The organism is Streptomyces alkaliterrae, assembly GCF_007097205.2.
In the GTDB taxonomy this organism is placed as follows: Bacteria; Actinomycetota; Actinomycetes; order Streptomycetales; family Streptomycetaceae; genus Streptomyces; species Streptomyces alkaliterrae.
In genome coordinates, this window is sequence record NZ_VJYK02000146.1 from 1 (window position 1) to 13,590 (window position 13,590).

At 70.8% G+C, this 13,590-nt stretch carries 12 protein-coding genes; 10 read left to right on the forward strand and 2 right to left on the reverse strand.

The features are described 5' to 3' along the window. From FNX44_RS15075 to nuoN, 8 genes are all read left to right on the forward strand, one after another. A partial coding sequence (locus FNX44_RS15075) for a molybdopterin dinucleotide binding domain-containing protein (protein WP_323369363.1) occupies positions 1 to 379 on the forward strand: 379 nt, incomplete at its 5' end. Between the two features lie 50 nt (positions 380 to 429). Continuing rightward, positions 430 to 1,791, forward strand: coding sequence for an NADH-quinone oxidoreductase subunit NuoH (gene nuoH, locus FNX44_RS15080; protein ID WP_143648767.1), 1,362 nt, complete (start codon positions 430 to 432; stop codon positions 1,789 to 1,791). Further along, entirely contained in the window at positions 1,784 to 2,500 is a 717-nt protein-coding gene (gene nuoI / locus FNX44_RS15085) for an NADH-quinone oxidoreductase subunit NuoI (RefSeq protein WP_228449906.1), read from the forward strand. Before nuoH ends, nuoI begins: the two co-directional genes overlap by 8 nt. After that, the gene (locus tag FNX44_RS15090) at positions 2,497 to 3,474 is read left to right on the forward strand and encodes an NADH-quinone oxidoreductase subunit J (RefSeq protein WP_143648758.1); all 978 of its coding nucleotides are present in this window, start codon (positions 2,497 to 2,499) and stop codon (positions 3,472 to 3,474) included. The genes nuoI and FNX44_RS15090 overlap by 4 nt, the downstream gene beginning before the upstream one ends. Next, the gene (nuoK, locus tag FNX44_RS15095) at positions 3,471 to 3,770 is read left to right on the forward strand and encodes an NADH-quinone oxidoreductase subunit NuoK (protein ID WP_143648759.1); all 300 of its coding nucleotides are present in this window, start codon (positions 3,471 to 3,473) and stop codon (positions 3,768 to 3,770) included. The genes FNX44_RS15090 and nuoK overlap by 4 nt, the downstream gene beginning before the upstream one ends. 13 nt (positions 3,771 to 3,783) lie before the next feature. Then, a complete protein-coding gene (gene nuoL / locus FNX44_RS15100) occupies positions 3,784 to 5,679 on the forward strand; it encodes an NADH-quinone oxidoreductase subunit L (RefSeq protein ID WP_143648760.1) in 1,896 nt (631 codons plus the stop codon). A 3-nt stretch (positions 5,680 to 5,682) separates the two neighbouring features. After that, entirely contained in the window at positions 5,683 to 7,299 is a 1,617-nt protein-coding gene (locus FNX44_RS15105) for an NADH-quinone oxidoreductase subunit M (protein WP_143648761.1), read from the forward strand. Then, positions 7,296 to 8,948 carry an NADH-quinone oxidoreductase subunit NuoN gene (nuoN, locus tag FNX44_RS15110; RefSeq protein ID WP_143648762.1) on the forward strand — a complete coding sequence of 551 codons (1,653 nt, stop codon included), beginning with the start codon at positions 7,296 to 7,298 and terminating at the stop codon, positions 8,946 to 8,948. Before FNX44_RS15105 ends, nuoN begins: the two co-directional genes overlap by 4 nt. A 26-nt stretch (positions 8,949 to 8,974) precedes the next feature. On the opposite strand, the gene FNX44_RS15115 is transcribed toward nuoN, so the two are convergent. After that, positions 8,975 to 9,481 (reverse strand): hypothetical protein, encoded by a 507-nt coding sequence (locus tag FNX44_RS15115; RefSeq protein ID WP_143648763.1) that lies wholly within the window; start codon positions 9,479 to 9,481, stop codon positions 8,975 to 8,977. 136 nt (positions 9,482 to 9,617) lie between these two features. After that, complete coding sequence (gene fahA / locus FNX44_RS15120) at positions 9,618 to 10,850, reverse strand: fumarylacetoacetase (protein ID WP_143648764.1); 1,233 nt, start codon at positions 10,848 to 10,850, stop codon at positions 9,618 to 9,620. 172 nt (positions 10,851 to 11,022) lie between these two features. Here fahA and FNX44_RS15125 point away from each other — a divergent pair, with 172 nt between their 5' ends. Both FNX44_RS15125 and FNX44_RS15130 read left to right on the forward strand, forming a co-directional pair. Further along, entirely contained in the window at positions 11,023 to 12,033 is a 1,011-nt protein-coding gene (locus FNX44_RS15125; RefSeq protein ID WP_143648765.1) for a polyprenyl synthetase family protein, read from the forward strand. 241 nt (positions 12,034 to 12,274) lie between these two features. Next, on the forward strand, positions 12,275 to 13,555 hold the full coding sequence (locus FNX44_RS15130) for a LolA family protein (RefSeq protein WP_143648766.1): 1,281 nt from the start codon (positions 12,275 to 12,277) through the stop codon (positions 13,553 to 13,555). The last annotated feature ends 35 nt before the right edge of the window (positions 13,556 to 13,590 follow it).

Here is a 13,590-nt window from a genome sequence, read left to right on the forward strand (position 1 = left end):
GCCCACACCCGGCGCCGGCGAGGCGGTACTGGCCGGACACCGGATGCTGCTCGACCAGGGCCGCCTCCAGGAGGGCGACGACGCGCTCGCCGCCACCCGCCACGAGGCCCCCGCCCGGCTGTCCGCCGCGACCGCCGAGGAGATCGGCGCCACCGACGGCGGGCTCCTCGCCGTCAGCGGCCCGTCCGGGACCGTGCGCCTCCCGCTGCGCGTCACGGCCATGCCCGACCGGGTCGTCTGGCTGCCGCTCAACTCCACCGGCGACGGCGTCACCGCCGACACCGGCGCCCGCCCGGGCGAACTCGTGCGGATCGCCCCCGCGGAGCCGGAGGACGGGCGGCCCGGAGACGTTACGGACGCACCGGAGGTGCACGCGTGAGCCCGCTCCCCGCCTCCCCGCCGGCGGTGTTGGCCGTCGAGGACCTGTCCATGTTCGGCAACGACCCGCTGTGGCTGATCCTGCTCAAGGCGGTGTTCTGCTTCGCCTTCCTGATGGTGACCGTGCTGGTCTCCATCGTCATGGAACGCAAGGTCGTCGCCTGGATGCAGCTGCGCATCGGCCCCAACCGGCACGGCCCCTGGGGCATGCTCCAGTCCCTCGCCGACGGCATCAAGCTGATGCTCAAGGAGGACGTGGTCGTCAAGGGGTCGGACAAGGCGGTCTACCTGCTGGCGCCGGTCCTCGCGGCGATCCCGGCGTTCATGGCCATCGCCGTCATCCCGTTCGGCCCGCCCGGCAACGAGGTGTCGATCTTCGGCACCCGCACCGCGATGCAGCTGACCGACCTGCCGGTCGCCGTCCTCTACATCCTGGCCGTCGCCTCCATCGGCGCCTACGGCACCGTGCTGGCCGGCTGGGCCTCCGGCTCCACGTACCCGCTGCTCGGCGGTGTCCGCGCCACAGCCCAGATCATCAGCTACGAGGTGGCGATGGGCCTGAGCTTCGCCGCCGTCTTCCTCTACTCCGGCTCCATGTCGACCTCGACGATCGTGGGGGCGCAGACCGACACCTGGTTCGCGGTCCTGCTCCCGGTGTCCTTCCTCATCTACATGGTGGCGATGGTCGGCGAGGCGCACCGCGCGCCGTTCGACATGCCGGAGTCCGAGGGCGACCTGGTCGCCGGCTTCCAGACCGAGTACTCGTCGATCAAGTTCGCGATGTTCATGCTCGCCGAGTACATCCACATGGTCACCCTCTCCGCGCTCGCCGTGACGCTGTTCCTCGGCGGCTGGCGGGCGCCCGCGCCGATCTCCACCTTCTGGGAGGGCGCGAACCACGGCTGGTGGCCGATGCTGTGGTTCGTCGGCAAGGTCCTGGTCATGCTGTTCGTCTTCGTCTGGCTGCGCGGCACGCTGCCCCGGGTCCGCTACGACCAGTTCATGAAGCTCGGCTGGAAGGTCCTCATCCCCGTCTCGCTGGTGTGGCTGATGCTCGTCGCCACCGTCCGCGCCATGCGCAACGAGGGCTACGACTTCACCCAGATCATCCTGTGGGTCGCCGGCGGCGTGCTGGTGCTGCTGCTCGTCTCGTTTGTCGCGGACATCTTCCGGGACCGGGAGGAGCGCCGCGCCGAAGCCGAACGGGAGGCCCGCGAGAAGGCGGAACCGCCCGCCTTCGACCCGATGGCCGGCGGCTACCCCGTACCGCCGCTGCCCGGTCAGAGCCTGCCGCCGGTGCCCAGGCGCCGGCCGCGCGCGGAACGACAGCCAGCGACCGTACCCGCGGGCGACGAGCGAGAAAGCGCCGCCGAGGCGGACAGCGCAGCCGGCAAGGAGGCCGACGATGCCTGATTTCCTGAAACCGGTGGCCGGCTTCGGCGTGACCTTCAAGGGCATGTTCAAGAAGCGGCTCACCGAGCAGTACCCCGAGTACAAGAAGCCCACGGCGCCCCGCTTCCACGGCCGCCACCAGCTCAACCGGCATCCCGACGGTCTGGAGAAGTGCGTCGGCTGCGAACTGTGCGCGTGGGCCTGCCCCGCCGACGCCATCTACGTGGAGGGCGCCGACAACACCGACGAGGAACGCTACTCGCCCGGTGAGCGCTACGGCCGCGTCTACCAGATCAACTACCTGCGCTGCATCCTGTGCGGTCTGTGCGTCGAGGCGTGCCCGACCCGGGCGCTGACCATGACCAACGAGTACGAACTCGCCGACCGCAGCCGCGAGTCGCTGATCTACACCAAGGAGGAGCTGCTCGTCGGGCTCACCGAGGGCATGGTCGACTCCCCGCACGCCATCTACCCGGGCATGACGGAGAAGGACTACTACAGCGGACTGGTCACCGAGGCCGCCCCCGGCACCGAGGTGCAGCAGGTCACCGACACCGCCGAGCCCACCCCGTACCCGGACGCCGACGTCGACTCCGCCGCGCACAGCCACCACCCGGTGGCCGATCGCGAGGCGGCCGAGGAGCGGCAGGCCGAGCGGCAGCACGAGGACCGCGGCAACGGCGACCACAACGGGAACCAGAACGGCAACAACAAGGAGGCGCGGGTATGAGCGGCCTCCTCGCGTCCACCACCTCCGGTGCCGAGGCGTTCCAGTTCTGGCTGCTCGGCGGCATCGCCGTCGCCGGCGCGCTGGGCACGGTCCTGCTGCGGCGGGCCGTGCACTCCGCGCTCTGCCTGGCCGGCACCATGATCATCCTGGCGATCTTCTACCTCGCCAACGGCGCCTACTTCCTCGGCGTCGTGCAGATCGTCGTCTACACCGGCGCGGTCATGATGCTGTTCCTGTTCGTGCTGATGCTCGTCGGCGTCAGCACCGCGGACAGCCTGAAGGAGACCCTGCGCGGCCAGCGCTGGATGGCGGTGCTGTGCGCGCTCGGACTCGGCATCCTGGTCACCGCCGGTATCGGACAGGCGGCCCTCGGCTCCTTCACCGGGGTCGAGGAGGCCAACGCCCTCCACGGCGGCAACGTCCCCGGCATCGCCGAGAAGCTGTTCACCGAGTACGTAGTCGCCTTCGAGATCACCGGTGTGCTGCTGACCGTGGCCGCCGTCGGCGCGACGCTCCTCACCCACCGCGAGCGCATCGAGAAGGCCAAGTCGCAGCGGGAGCAGGCCGAGGCCAGGACCCGCTCGGCGCACGTCCCCCCGCTGCCCGCGCCCGGCGTCTACGCCCTGCACAACGCCGTCGACCGGCCGGGCCTGCTGCCCGACGGAAGCCCGTCCGAGCTGACCGTCAACCCCACACTGCGGGAGCGCGGTCAGATGCGCGAGGTCAGCGCCGACAAGCTGGCCGCGCTGGCCGCCCTGGAGCAGCGCACCGCCGAGTACCACGGGACGGGCGGCGGCCCGGCCAACCGCCGCAAGGAGGCCCGCCGTTCGCTGGAACAGCCGGACGAGCCGGAACCCGCCGACACGCCTCCCGCGGTCGGCGACGCGGGAGGCCCCGCCGAGGGCACCGACACCGGGCCGGCCGACGCGGGACCGACCAACGAAGGCTCGTCCGGTGAGGAGGAGGCCAAGTGAACCCGGCGAACTATCTCTATCTCGCCGCCCTGCTGTTCACCATCGGCGCGTTCGGTGTGCTGATCCGGCGGAACGCCATCGTGGTCTTCATGTGCGTCGAGCTGATGCTCAACGCCGCGAACCTCACCCTGGTGGCGTTCTCCCGCATGCACGGCAACCTCGACGGCCAGATCATGGCGTTCTTCGTGATGGTCGTCGCCGCCGCCGAGGTCGTGGTGGGTCTCGCGATCATCGTGATGCTGTACCGCTCCCGTCACTCGGCCTCGGTCGACGACGCCAGCCTGATGAAGCTGTAAGGGGTACGAACCAGTGGAGTCAATGATCGGACTGCTCGTCGCGGCGCCCCTGTTGGGCGCGGCCGTGCTGCTGTGCGGCGGGCGTCATCTGAACCGAACGGGGCACTGGCTCGGTACCGCGCTGGCCGGCGTGTCGTTCGTCCTGGCGGCCGTCCTCTTCGTGGACATGCTCGGCCGTCCCGGCGACGACCGGGCGCTGCACCAGCACCTGTACAGCTGGGTGCCGGTGGGCGGTTTCCAGGCGGACATCGCCTTCCAGCTCGACCAGCTCTCCATGACGTTTGTCCTGCTGATCACCGGCGTGGGCACGCTCATCCACCTCTACTCGGTGGGCTACATGGAGCACGACAACCGCCGCCGCCGCTTCTTCGGCTATCTGAACCTCTTCCTCGCCGCCATGCTGCTCCTCGTCCTGGCGGACAACTTCCTTCTGCTGTACGTCGGTTGGGAGGGCGTGGGCCTCGCCTCCTACCTCCTCATCGGCTTCTGGCAGCACAAGCCCAGCGCGGCCACGGCCGCCAAGAAGGCGTTTGTGGTCAACCGGGTCGGCGACGCCGGTCTGGCCATCGCGATCTTCCTGATGTTCACCACGTTCGGCACCTTCGCCTTCGGACCGGTGCTGGCCAACGCCGAGGAGGCCACCCAGGCCACCCTCACCGGCATCGGCCTGATGCTGCTGCTCGCCGCCTGCGGCAAGTCCGCCCAGGTGCCGCTGCAGTCCTGGCTCGGGGACGCGATGGAGGGCCCGACCCCGGTCTCCGCCCTCATCCACGCCGCCACCATGGTCACCGCGGGCGTCTACCTGATCACCCGGTCCGGCGCGATCTTCAACGCCGCGCCCGACGCGCAGACCGCCGTTGTCGTCGTCGGCGCGGTCACGCTGCTGTTCGGTGCGATCATCGGTTGCGCGAAGGACGACATCAAGAAGGCGCTCGCCGGCTCCACGATGTCCCAGATCGGCTACATGGTGCTCGCCGCCGGCCTCGGTCCGATCGGCTACGCCTTCGCGATCATGCACCTGGTGACCCACGGCTTCTTCAAGGCCGGGCTCTTCCTCGGCGCCGGCTCGGTCATGCACGGCATGAACGACGAGGTCGACATGCGGAAGTACGGCGGCCTGCGCAAGTACATGCCGGTCACCTTCGTCACCTTCGGCCTCGGCTACCTCGCCATCATCGGCTTCCCCGGCCTCTCCGGCTTCTTCTCCAAGGACGCCATCATCGAGGCCGCCTTCGCCAAGGGCGGCACCCAGGGCTGGATCCTCGGCGCGGTCACCCTGCTCGGCGCGGCCATCACCGCCTACTACATGACGCGCGTGATGCTGCTGACGTTCTTCGGCGAGAAGCGCTGGCAGCCGGACGAGAGGGGCAACGAGCCGCACCCGCACGAGTCGCCGAAGACCATGGTCATCCCCATGGTGGTGCTCGCCTTCGGATCGGTCTTCGCCGGCGGCCTCTTCAAGTTCAACGACGCCTTCGTGAACTGGCTGAGGCCGGTCACGTCCTTCGAGCACGGCCACCCGCCGATCGGCGTCGCCGCCATCACCACGCTCACCGTGGTCGTGCTGCTCATCGGCGTCGCCGCGGCCTGGCTCCAGTACGGGCGCCGACCGGTGCCGGTGGTCGCCCCGCGCGGCAGCCTCGTCACCCGGGCCGCCCGCCGCGATCTGCTCCAGGACGACTTCAACCACGTGGTGCTCGTACGAGGCGGCGAACACCTGACGCGCTCGCTGGTCTACGTCGACAACAAGCTGGTCGACGGCGCGGTCAACGGCACCGCCGCCGCCTTCGGCGGGCTGTCCGGGCGGATGCGGCGGGTGCAGAACGGCTTCGCCCGAAGCTACGCGGTCTCGATGTTCGGCGGTGCGGCACTGCTCGTCGCTGCCACCCTGCTGATGAGGGCGGTCTGAGTCATGGCTGACACATCCTTCCCCCTGCTCACGGCGACCGCCGTGCTGCCGGCGCTGGGCGCGGTCGCCACCGCGGCCGTGCCGGCGGCCCGGCGGGACGCCGCCAAGTGGCTCGCGCTGGTCGTGTCGCTGGGCACGTTGGCGCTCGCCGCCTGGATCGCGCTCGCCTTCGACCCCGGCGGCGCCCGCTACCAACTCACCGAGTCCCGCTCGTGGATCGCCGACTTCGGCGTCCGCTACGAGCTGGGCGTCGACGGCATCGGCGTCGCGATGATCGGACTCACCGCGCTGCTGATCCCCTTCATCATCGCCGCCGGCTGGCACGACGCCGATCCCCTCGAGGACGCCTCCCCGAACCGGCGCTGGCGGCCCACGCAGGGTTTCTTCGCGCTGATCCTGATGGTCGAGGCGATGGTGATCATCTCCTTCGCCGCGACCGACGTCTTCCTCTTCTACATCTTCTTCGAAGCCATGCTCATCCCGATGTACTTCCTCATCGGCGGCTTCGGGGACCGGGCGCACAGCGCCGGAGAGGCCGAGGGCGCCAAGCAACGCTCCTACGCCGCCGTCAAGTTCCTGCTCTACAACCTCGTCGGCGGCCTGGTCATGCTCGCCGCGGTGATCGGCCTCTACGTCGTCACCGCCGACCAGCTCGGCCAGGGCACGTTCTCCATGCAGCAGATCGCCGAGGCCCGCGCGGCCGGCGAGCTGACCATGGCGACGAACATCGAACGGCTGCTGTTCCTCGGCTTCTTCCTCGCCTTCGCGATCAAGGCGCCGCTGTGGCCGCTGCACACCTGGCTGCCCAACGCCATGGGGGAGTCCACCGCGCCGGTCGCCGTCCTCATCACGGCGGTCGTCGACAAGGTCGGCACGTTCGCGATGCTGCGCTTCTGCCTCGGACTGTTCCCCGAGGCCAGTGCCTGGGCCACCCCGGCGGTCATCGCGCTCGCGCTGGTCAGCATCATCTACGGCGCGCTGCTGGCCATCGGCCAGCGCGACATCAAGCGGCTGGTGGCGTACGCGTCCATCTCGCACTTCGGCTTCATCGTGCTCGGCATCTTCGCGATGACCAGCCAGGGGCAGGGCGGCGCCACCCTCTACATGGTGTTCCACGGACTGTCGACGGCGGCGCTGATGCTGGTCGCCGGCTTCCTGATCAGCCGCCGCGGCTCGCGGCTCATCAGCGACTACGGCGGTGTGCAGAAGGTCGCGCCGGTGCTCGCCGGCACCTTCCTCGTGGGTGGTCTCGCCACCCTCTCGCTGCCCGGACTCGCGCCGTTCATCAGCGAGTTCCTCGTCCTGGTCGGCACCTTCAGCCGCTACCCGGCGGCCGGGATCGTCGCCACCGTCGGCATCGTGCTCGCCGCCGTCTACGTGCTGCTGCTCTACCAGCGGACCATGACCGGCCCGGTCGACAAGCCGGAGATCGAGCGCCTGCCGGACCTGCGACCGCGTGAACTCGCCGTCGTGGCACCGCTGATCGCGCTGCTGATCTTCCTCGGCCTGTTCCCGAAGCCGCTGACCGACATCGTCAACCCGGCGGTCGAGCACACGCTCAGCGACGTGCGGAAGACCGATCCCGAACCAGCACTGCCAGAGGTGGAGGCGGCCAAGTGAGCGCGGACCCGAGCATCCAGGCGGCGAGCGGTGTCCACACCCTGTGGACACACGCCGCCGAGGCCCCCTCGATCGAGTTCCTACAACTGTCCCCTGCGCTCATCGTGCTGGGCGCGGCCGTCGTCGCCGTGCTCGTCGAGGCGTTCGCGCCGCGCAGCGCCCGGTACGCCCTGCAGGTCGGCCTGTCGGCGCTGGCCCTCGCCGGCGCTCTCGCCGCCGTCATCGGGCTCGCGGCGGGCGGCTGGGCGACGGAGAAGGCCGCCGTCATCGGCATCGGCTCGCTCGCCCTCGACGGCCCGGCCCTCTTCCTCCAGGGAGTGATCCTCGCCGTCGGACTGGTCTCCGTCGGCACGTTCGCCGAACGCCGACTGGAACCCGTCGCGCACGGCGCCCGCGTCGACTCGTTCGCCGCCCAACCCGCCGCCGTACCCGGCGGCCCCGGCGAACGCGAGGCGATCAAGGCCGGTTGGACCACCACGGAGATCTTCCCGCTGCTGCTCTTCGCCGTCGGCGGCATGCTGCTGTTCCCCGCGGCCAACGACCTGCTGACGCTGTTCATCGCGCTGGAGGTCTTCTCCCTCCCGCTGTACCTGCTGTGCGCGCTGTCCCGGCGCCGGCGGCTGCTGTCCCAGGAGGCGGCGGTCAAGTACTTCCTCCTCGGCGCGTTCTCCTCGGCGTTCCTCATCTTCGGCATCGCGCTGCTGTACGGCTACGCCGGCACGGTCAGCTACGCCGGTATCGCCGCCGTCGTGGACGGCTCGGTGGAGAACCCGAGCCCGGCGCTGGCCGCCGCCATGGGCAACGACGCGCTACTGCTCGTCGGCGCCGCGCTGGTGCTCATGGGCCTGCTCTTCAAGGTCGGCGCCGTCCCCTTCCACATGTGGACGCCGGACGTCTACCAGGGCGCGCCCACCCCCGTCACCGGCTTCATGGCCGCCGCCACCAAGGTCGCCGCCTTCGGCGCGCTGCTGCGGCTGCTGTACGTCGTCCTGCCCGGCCTGAGCTGGGACTGGCGGCCGGTGCTGTGGGGCGTGGCGATCCTGTCGATGGTCGTCGGCGCGATCGTCGCCATCACCCAGACGGACGTCAAACGACTGCTCGCGTACTCCTCGATCGCGCACGCCGGCTTCATCCTCGCCGGTGTGGTCGCCGTCAACCCGCAGGGAATCTCGTCCGTCCTGTTCTACCTGCTGGCCTACTCCTTCGTGACGCTCGGCGCGTTCGCCGTCGTCACCCTGGTCAGGGACGCCGGCGGCGAGGCCACCCACCTCTCCAAGTGGGCCGGACTCGGGCGGCGTTCACCCCTGGTGGCGGCGGTCTTCGCGATCTTCCTGCTGGCGTTCGCGGGCATCCCGCTGACCTCCGGCTTCGTCGGCAAGTTCGCGGTCTTCAAGGCGGCGGCCGAGGGCGGCGCCGGAGTGCTGGTCGTGGTCGGCGTGCTCTCGTCGGCGGTCGCGGCGTTCTTCTACCTCCGGGTCATCGTGCTGATGTTCTTCAGCGAGCCCGCGGCCGAAGGCCCGACCGTCGCCATCCCCAGCGTGCTCACCAAGGCGACCATCGGCATCGCCGTCGCCGCCACGCTGCTGCTCGGCGTACTGCCGCAGTACTTCCTCGACCTGGCCACCCAGGCGGGCGTCTTCGTCCGCTGAGGCCGCCGCTTGCGTGTGCTGGCCCGTCAGCCCTGCGGGATCAGCTTCTCCAGGTCACCCAGGTCCGTCGGGATGTCCGACGGCGCCTCGGCCGTCTTCACGAACGTGTCGGTGTCACCGCCGTTCCAGCTGACGGTCATCGACTTCGCCTCGACCTTGTCCACACTGCCGTTGGTGCGGTCCTCACCCTGGCCGCCGGGGCACTTGAGGGTCAGCGTCGGCTTGCCGGCGTCGGTGAGCCGACCGCTGCAGATCGTCTCGTCCCGCACCATGCTCACGCCGTCGCCGACGACGGTCAGCACGACGTCCTTGCCGTCCACCTTCGCCGTCCAGATGCCCTGCACCGTGCCCGGCTTCGCGTCGGGGCCGTCGCCGCTCCCGCCGTCGCCGCCCTCGGTACCGCCGGTCTGGGCCTGGTCGGCGGGCTTGTCGTTCTTGTCGCCGCTGTCGGAACCGCTACCGCAACCGCTCACGAGCAGCGCGGCTGCCAACATCGCGGCAGCCGCCCCCGTGATTCGCGCTGACGTGCGCACGTGCTTCTCCTCCGTCGTCGGATGAAATCCCCGCCAAGCTAGCAGCCACCGCCCCGCAGGGTGGATCTTCGACGCCCGCGCGGCGGCGCGGCGGTGAGCCGGACCGCCCGCCGCCGCGCCGCCGCGACCGACCCGCTCAGCCGACGATCCGGCCGACGACCTCGCCGAGGCCGATCCGCTCGCCCTCCGGGCCCGGAGCCCACGCCGTCAGCGTCACCTCGTCGCCGTCCTCCAGGAACGTCCGCTCGCCCTCCGGCAGCTTCAGCGGCTCCCGACCGCCCCACGTGAGCTCCAGCAGGCAGCCGCGCTGGTGCTTCTCCGGGCCGGAGACCGTGCCCGAGGCGTAGAAGTCACCCGTACGCAGCGACGCGCCGTTGACCGTCATGTGCGCGAGCTGCTGCGCCGCCGTCCAGTACATCGCGCCGAACGGCGGCTCCGAGACGACCTCGCCGTTGATCGAGACGGTGATCCGCACGTCGAAGCCGCCCGGCTCGATCCCGTCGTCCGCGTCGTCCAGGTACGGCAGCAGCGCGTGGGTGCGGGGCGGCGGGGTGGTGCGCGCGGCGTCCAGCGCGTCCAGCGGCGTGATCCACGCCGAGACCGACGTGGCGAACGACTTGCCGAGGAAGGGGCCCAGCGGCACGTACTCCCACGCCTGCACGTCCCGCGCCGACCAGTCGTTGACCAGGCACACGCCGAACACGTGGTCCCGGAACGCCGTCTGCGGCACCGGCTCGCCCAGCCGGGTCGGCGTGCCGACGACAAAGCCGACCTCCGCCTCGATGTCCAGCTTCCGCGACGGGCCGAACGACGGGACCTCCTCGTCCGGCGCCTTCCGCTGCCCCAGCGGGCGCACGACCGGCGTGCCCGACACCACCACCGTGCCGGCGCGGCCGTGATAGCCGATCGGCAGGTGCTTCCAGTTCGGGGTGAGCGGGTCGCCGTTCGGGCGGAACAGCCGGCCGACGTTGGTCGCGTGGTGCTCGCTCGCGTAGAAGTCGACGTAGTCCGCCACCTCGAACGGCAGGTGCAGCGTCACGTGGGACAGCGGCAGCAGCAGCGGCGCCAAGACGGAACGCGTCCGCTCGTCCGCGTCCGGATCGAGCCAGCGCCGGAGCTCCGCGCGGACCTCCGACCACACCGGCCGGCCGGCGGCCAGCAGCGGGTTCAGGCTCGGCGCGGTGAGCAGGTCCGCGTGCGCGGAACCGAGCGCGCGGGCGGCGGCGCCCAGATCCAGGACGTGATCGCCGTAGCGCACGCCCAGCCGACGACGGTCGGCGTCGTCCGCAGTGCTGAACACCCCGTAGGGGAGGTTGTTGCGCCCGAAATGATCGTCTTCGGGGACAATGAGCGGGTTGGCTGCTGACATGGGTTGATGCCCTCGCCTTCGAGGTCGTCGCCGGTCGGGACTGCGAACAGGCTATCGAGGGACGCGCCGCACGTGATCCACACGTGACCCGTTACCCTGCCCGTATTGGTGAACATTGCGGCGCAGTGACGCGCTGACCAGCTGAACGTTCGTCCGCAGACAGGAGAATCCAGTGACCGTCGTCGGGCCCTTCGGGCTGAGCGTGCGGGACGCGGCTCTGGAAGCCGACATCCTGGCCGGCCTGGCCGCCGTGGAGGAGGGCCTCCTGGCCGCCACCAAAAGCGACGTCCCGTTCATCACCGAAGCCGCCCAGCACCTCGTCCACGCCGGCGGCAAGCGCTTCCGCCCCCTCCTGACGCTGCTCGCCGCCCAGTTCGGCGACCCGCACGCCCCCGGCGTCGTGCCCTCCGCCGTCGTCGTCGAACTGACCCACCTCGCCACGCTCTACCACGACGACGTCATGGACGAGGCCGACGTCCGCCGGGGCGTCCCCAGCGCCAACGCCAACTGGGACAACTCCATCGCCGTCCTCACCGGCGACTTCCTCTTCTCCCGCGCCTCCCACGTGCTCTCCGACCTGGGCACCGAGGCCGTGGCCATCCAGTCCGAGGCCTTCGAACGCCTCGTGAGCGGCCAGATCCTGGAGACCATCGGCCCCCGCGACGGCCAGGACCCCATCGACCACTACCTCGAGGTCATCTCCGGCAAGACCGGCTCCCTCATCGCCGTCTCCGGCCGCCTCGGCGCGCTGCTCGCCGGCGCCGACCGCGAGACCGTCGCCACCTTCACCCGGTACGGCGAGCGCATCGGCACCGCCTTCCAGCTCGCCGACGACGTCCTCGACATCGCCAGCGACAGCGACGAGTCCGGCAAGACCCCCGGCACCGACCTCCGCGAGGGCGTCCCCACCCTCCCCGTCCTCCACCTGCGCACCCTCGCAGAGCGAAGCGGCTCCGCCGAGGACCGCGCCCTGCTGGAACTGGTCGAAGGTGACCTCCACGACGACAACCGCCTCGCCGAGGCCCTTGCCGGGCTCCGCGCCCACGAGGCGCTGGCGCAGGCCCGCCGCGACACGGTCCGCTGCGCCGAGCAGGCCCGCGAAACCCTCGCGCCCCTCCCCGCCGGCCCTGCCAAGGACGCCCTCTCCCACCTCTGCGACGCGGTAGTCCACCGCGCCGGCTGACGCCCGCGACCCCCTCCGGGTTCCCTTCCGGGTCCCGGGTTCCCTTCCGGGCCCCGGGTTCTCCCCCTACGGGAAGAGGAGCTGTCGCTCGCGCGGTGTCATCCCATGGTCGTACCCCACTCCAGCCCGGGGACTGACGCCGTGGGCCGCCGACTCTGGTGCCATGGAATCACCACCCCGCACCGGTTCCGGTGAACGGGCGGCCGAGGGGGTGGCGCCGCCCAACACGGAGGAATGCCAGATGTCGACCACGCGAGCCAGCAGCAAGGCGGCCCGGTACGCCGTGCCCGTCGCCGTGATCACCGTGGCGGTGGCAAGCGTCGGGCTGGTCCCCGCGCTCGCCGACAACGGCGACCCCAAGCTGCCGAAGATCACCGCCGAGGAGCTTGTCGCCAAGGTGGCCGAGTCGGACGTCGAGCAGTTCAGCGGCACGGTCAAGACCCGCACCAGCCTCGGCCTGCCCGGCGAGAACCTGCAGGGCCTCTTCCAGGACTTCGCGGGCGCCGCCGGTGCCGGGGCCGGGGGCTCCGGGGCCGACGCCGACCTCGACCCGAGCGCCCGCCTCGCCGCCCTCTTCCAGGGCGAGAACACCCTGAAGGTCGCCGTCGACGGCGAGGACCGCCAGCGCGCGACCCTCGTCAGCGACGCCGGCGACTACACCTTCGTCCACAACCAGGGCACCGTCTGGGCCTACGACGCCGCCGCGAAGACCGCCTTCCGCGCCACCGCCCCCGATGAGGACGCCGACGAGGACGCCGACGCCGACACGAGGACCCCGGGCGGCAGCATCGACAAGACCAACCCCCAGCAGGCCGCCAAGGAACTGCTCGACGCACTGGAAGACACCACCACCGTCTCCGTCGACGGCACCACCCGCCTCGCCGGCCGCGACGCCTACCAGCTCGCCCTCAAGCCGAAGAACGCCCCCGACTCCACCGTCGACTCCGTGCGCATCGCGGTCGACGCCAAGAACGGCATGCCGCTGAAGGTCAGCCTGGAGAGCCGCGACGGCGGGAAGCCGATCGGTGAGATCGGCTTCACCAGCGTCGACTTCGGCAAGCCCGCCGCCTCCACCTTCGACTTCGCGCCGCCCAAGGGCACCAAGATCGTCAAGCCCGAGGACGTCGACATGGAGAAGGACGGCAACGGCTCGGCCCACGACGCCCTGCCCGGCCTGGACGCCATCCCCGGCCTCGGCGACCTCGCCGGCATCCACGGCGACGCCGAGGGCGCCGAAGGCACCGAGGACGGCAAGGACGGCAAGGACGGCAAGGTCATCGGCGAGGGCTGGAACAGCATCCTGATGATCAAGGGCGACGCCGACGCCGAGGGCGGCCTTCCGGAAGACGGCCAGGTCGGCGACCTCGTCGACGCCTACACCAAGAAGGTCAAGGGCGACTTCGGCACCGGCCGCGTCTTCAGCACCCGCCTGGTCAACACCCTCATCACCGACGACGGCACCGTCTACGTCGGCGCCGTCACCAAGGACGGCCTCATCAAGGCCGCCAACGCCAACCACTGACCCACCCCGGCCGCCACGCAAGTCGGCCCTCACCC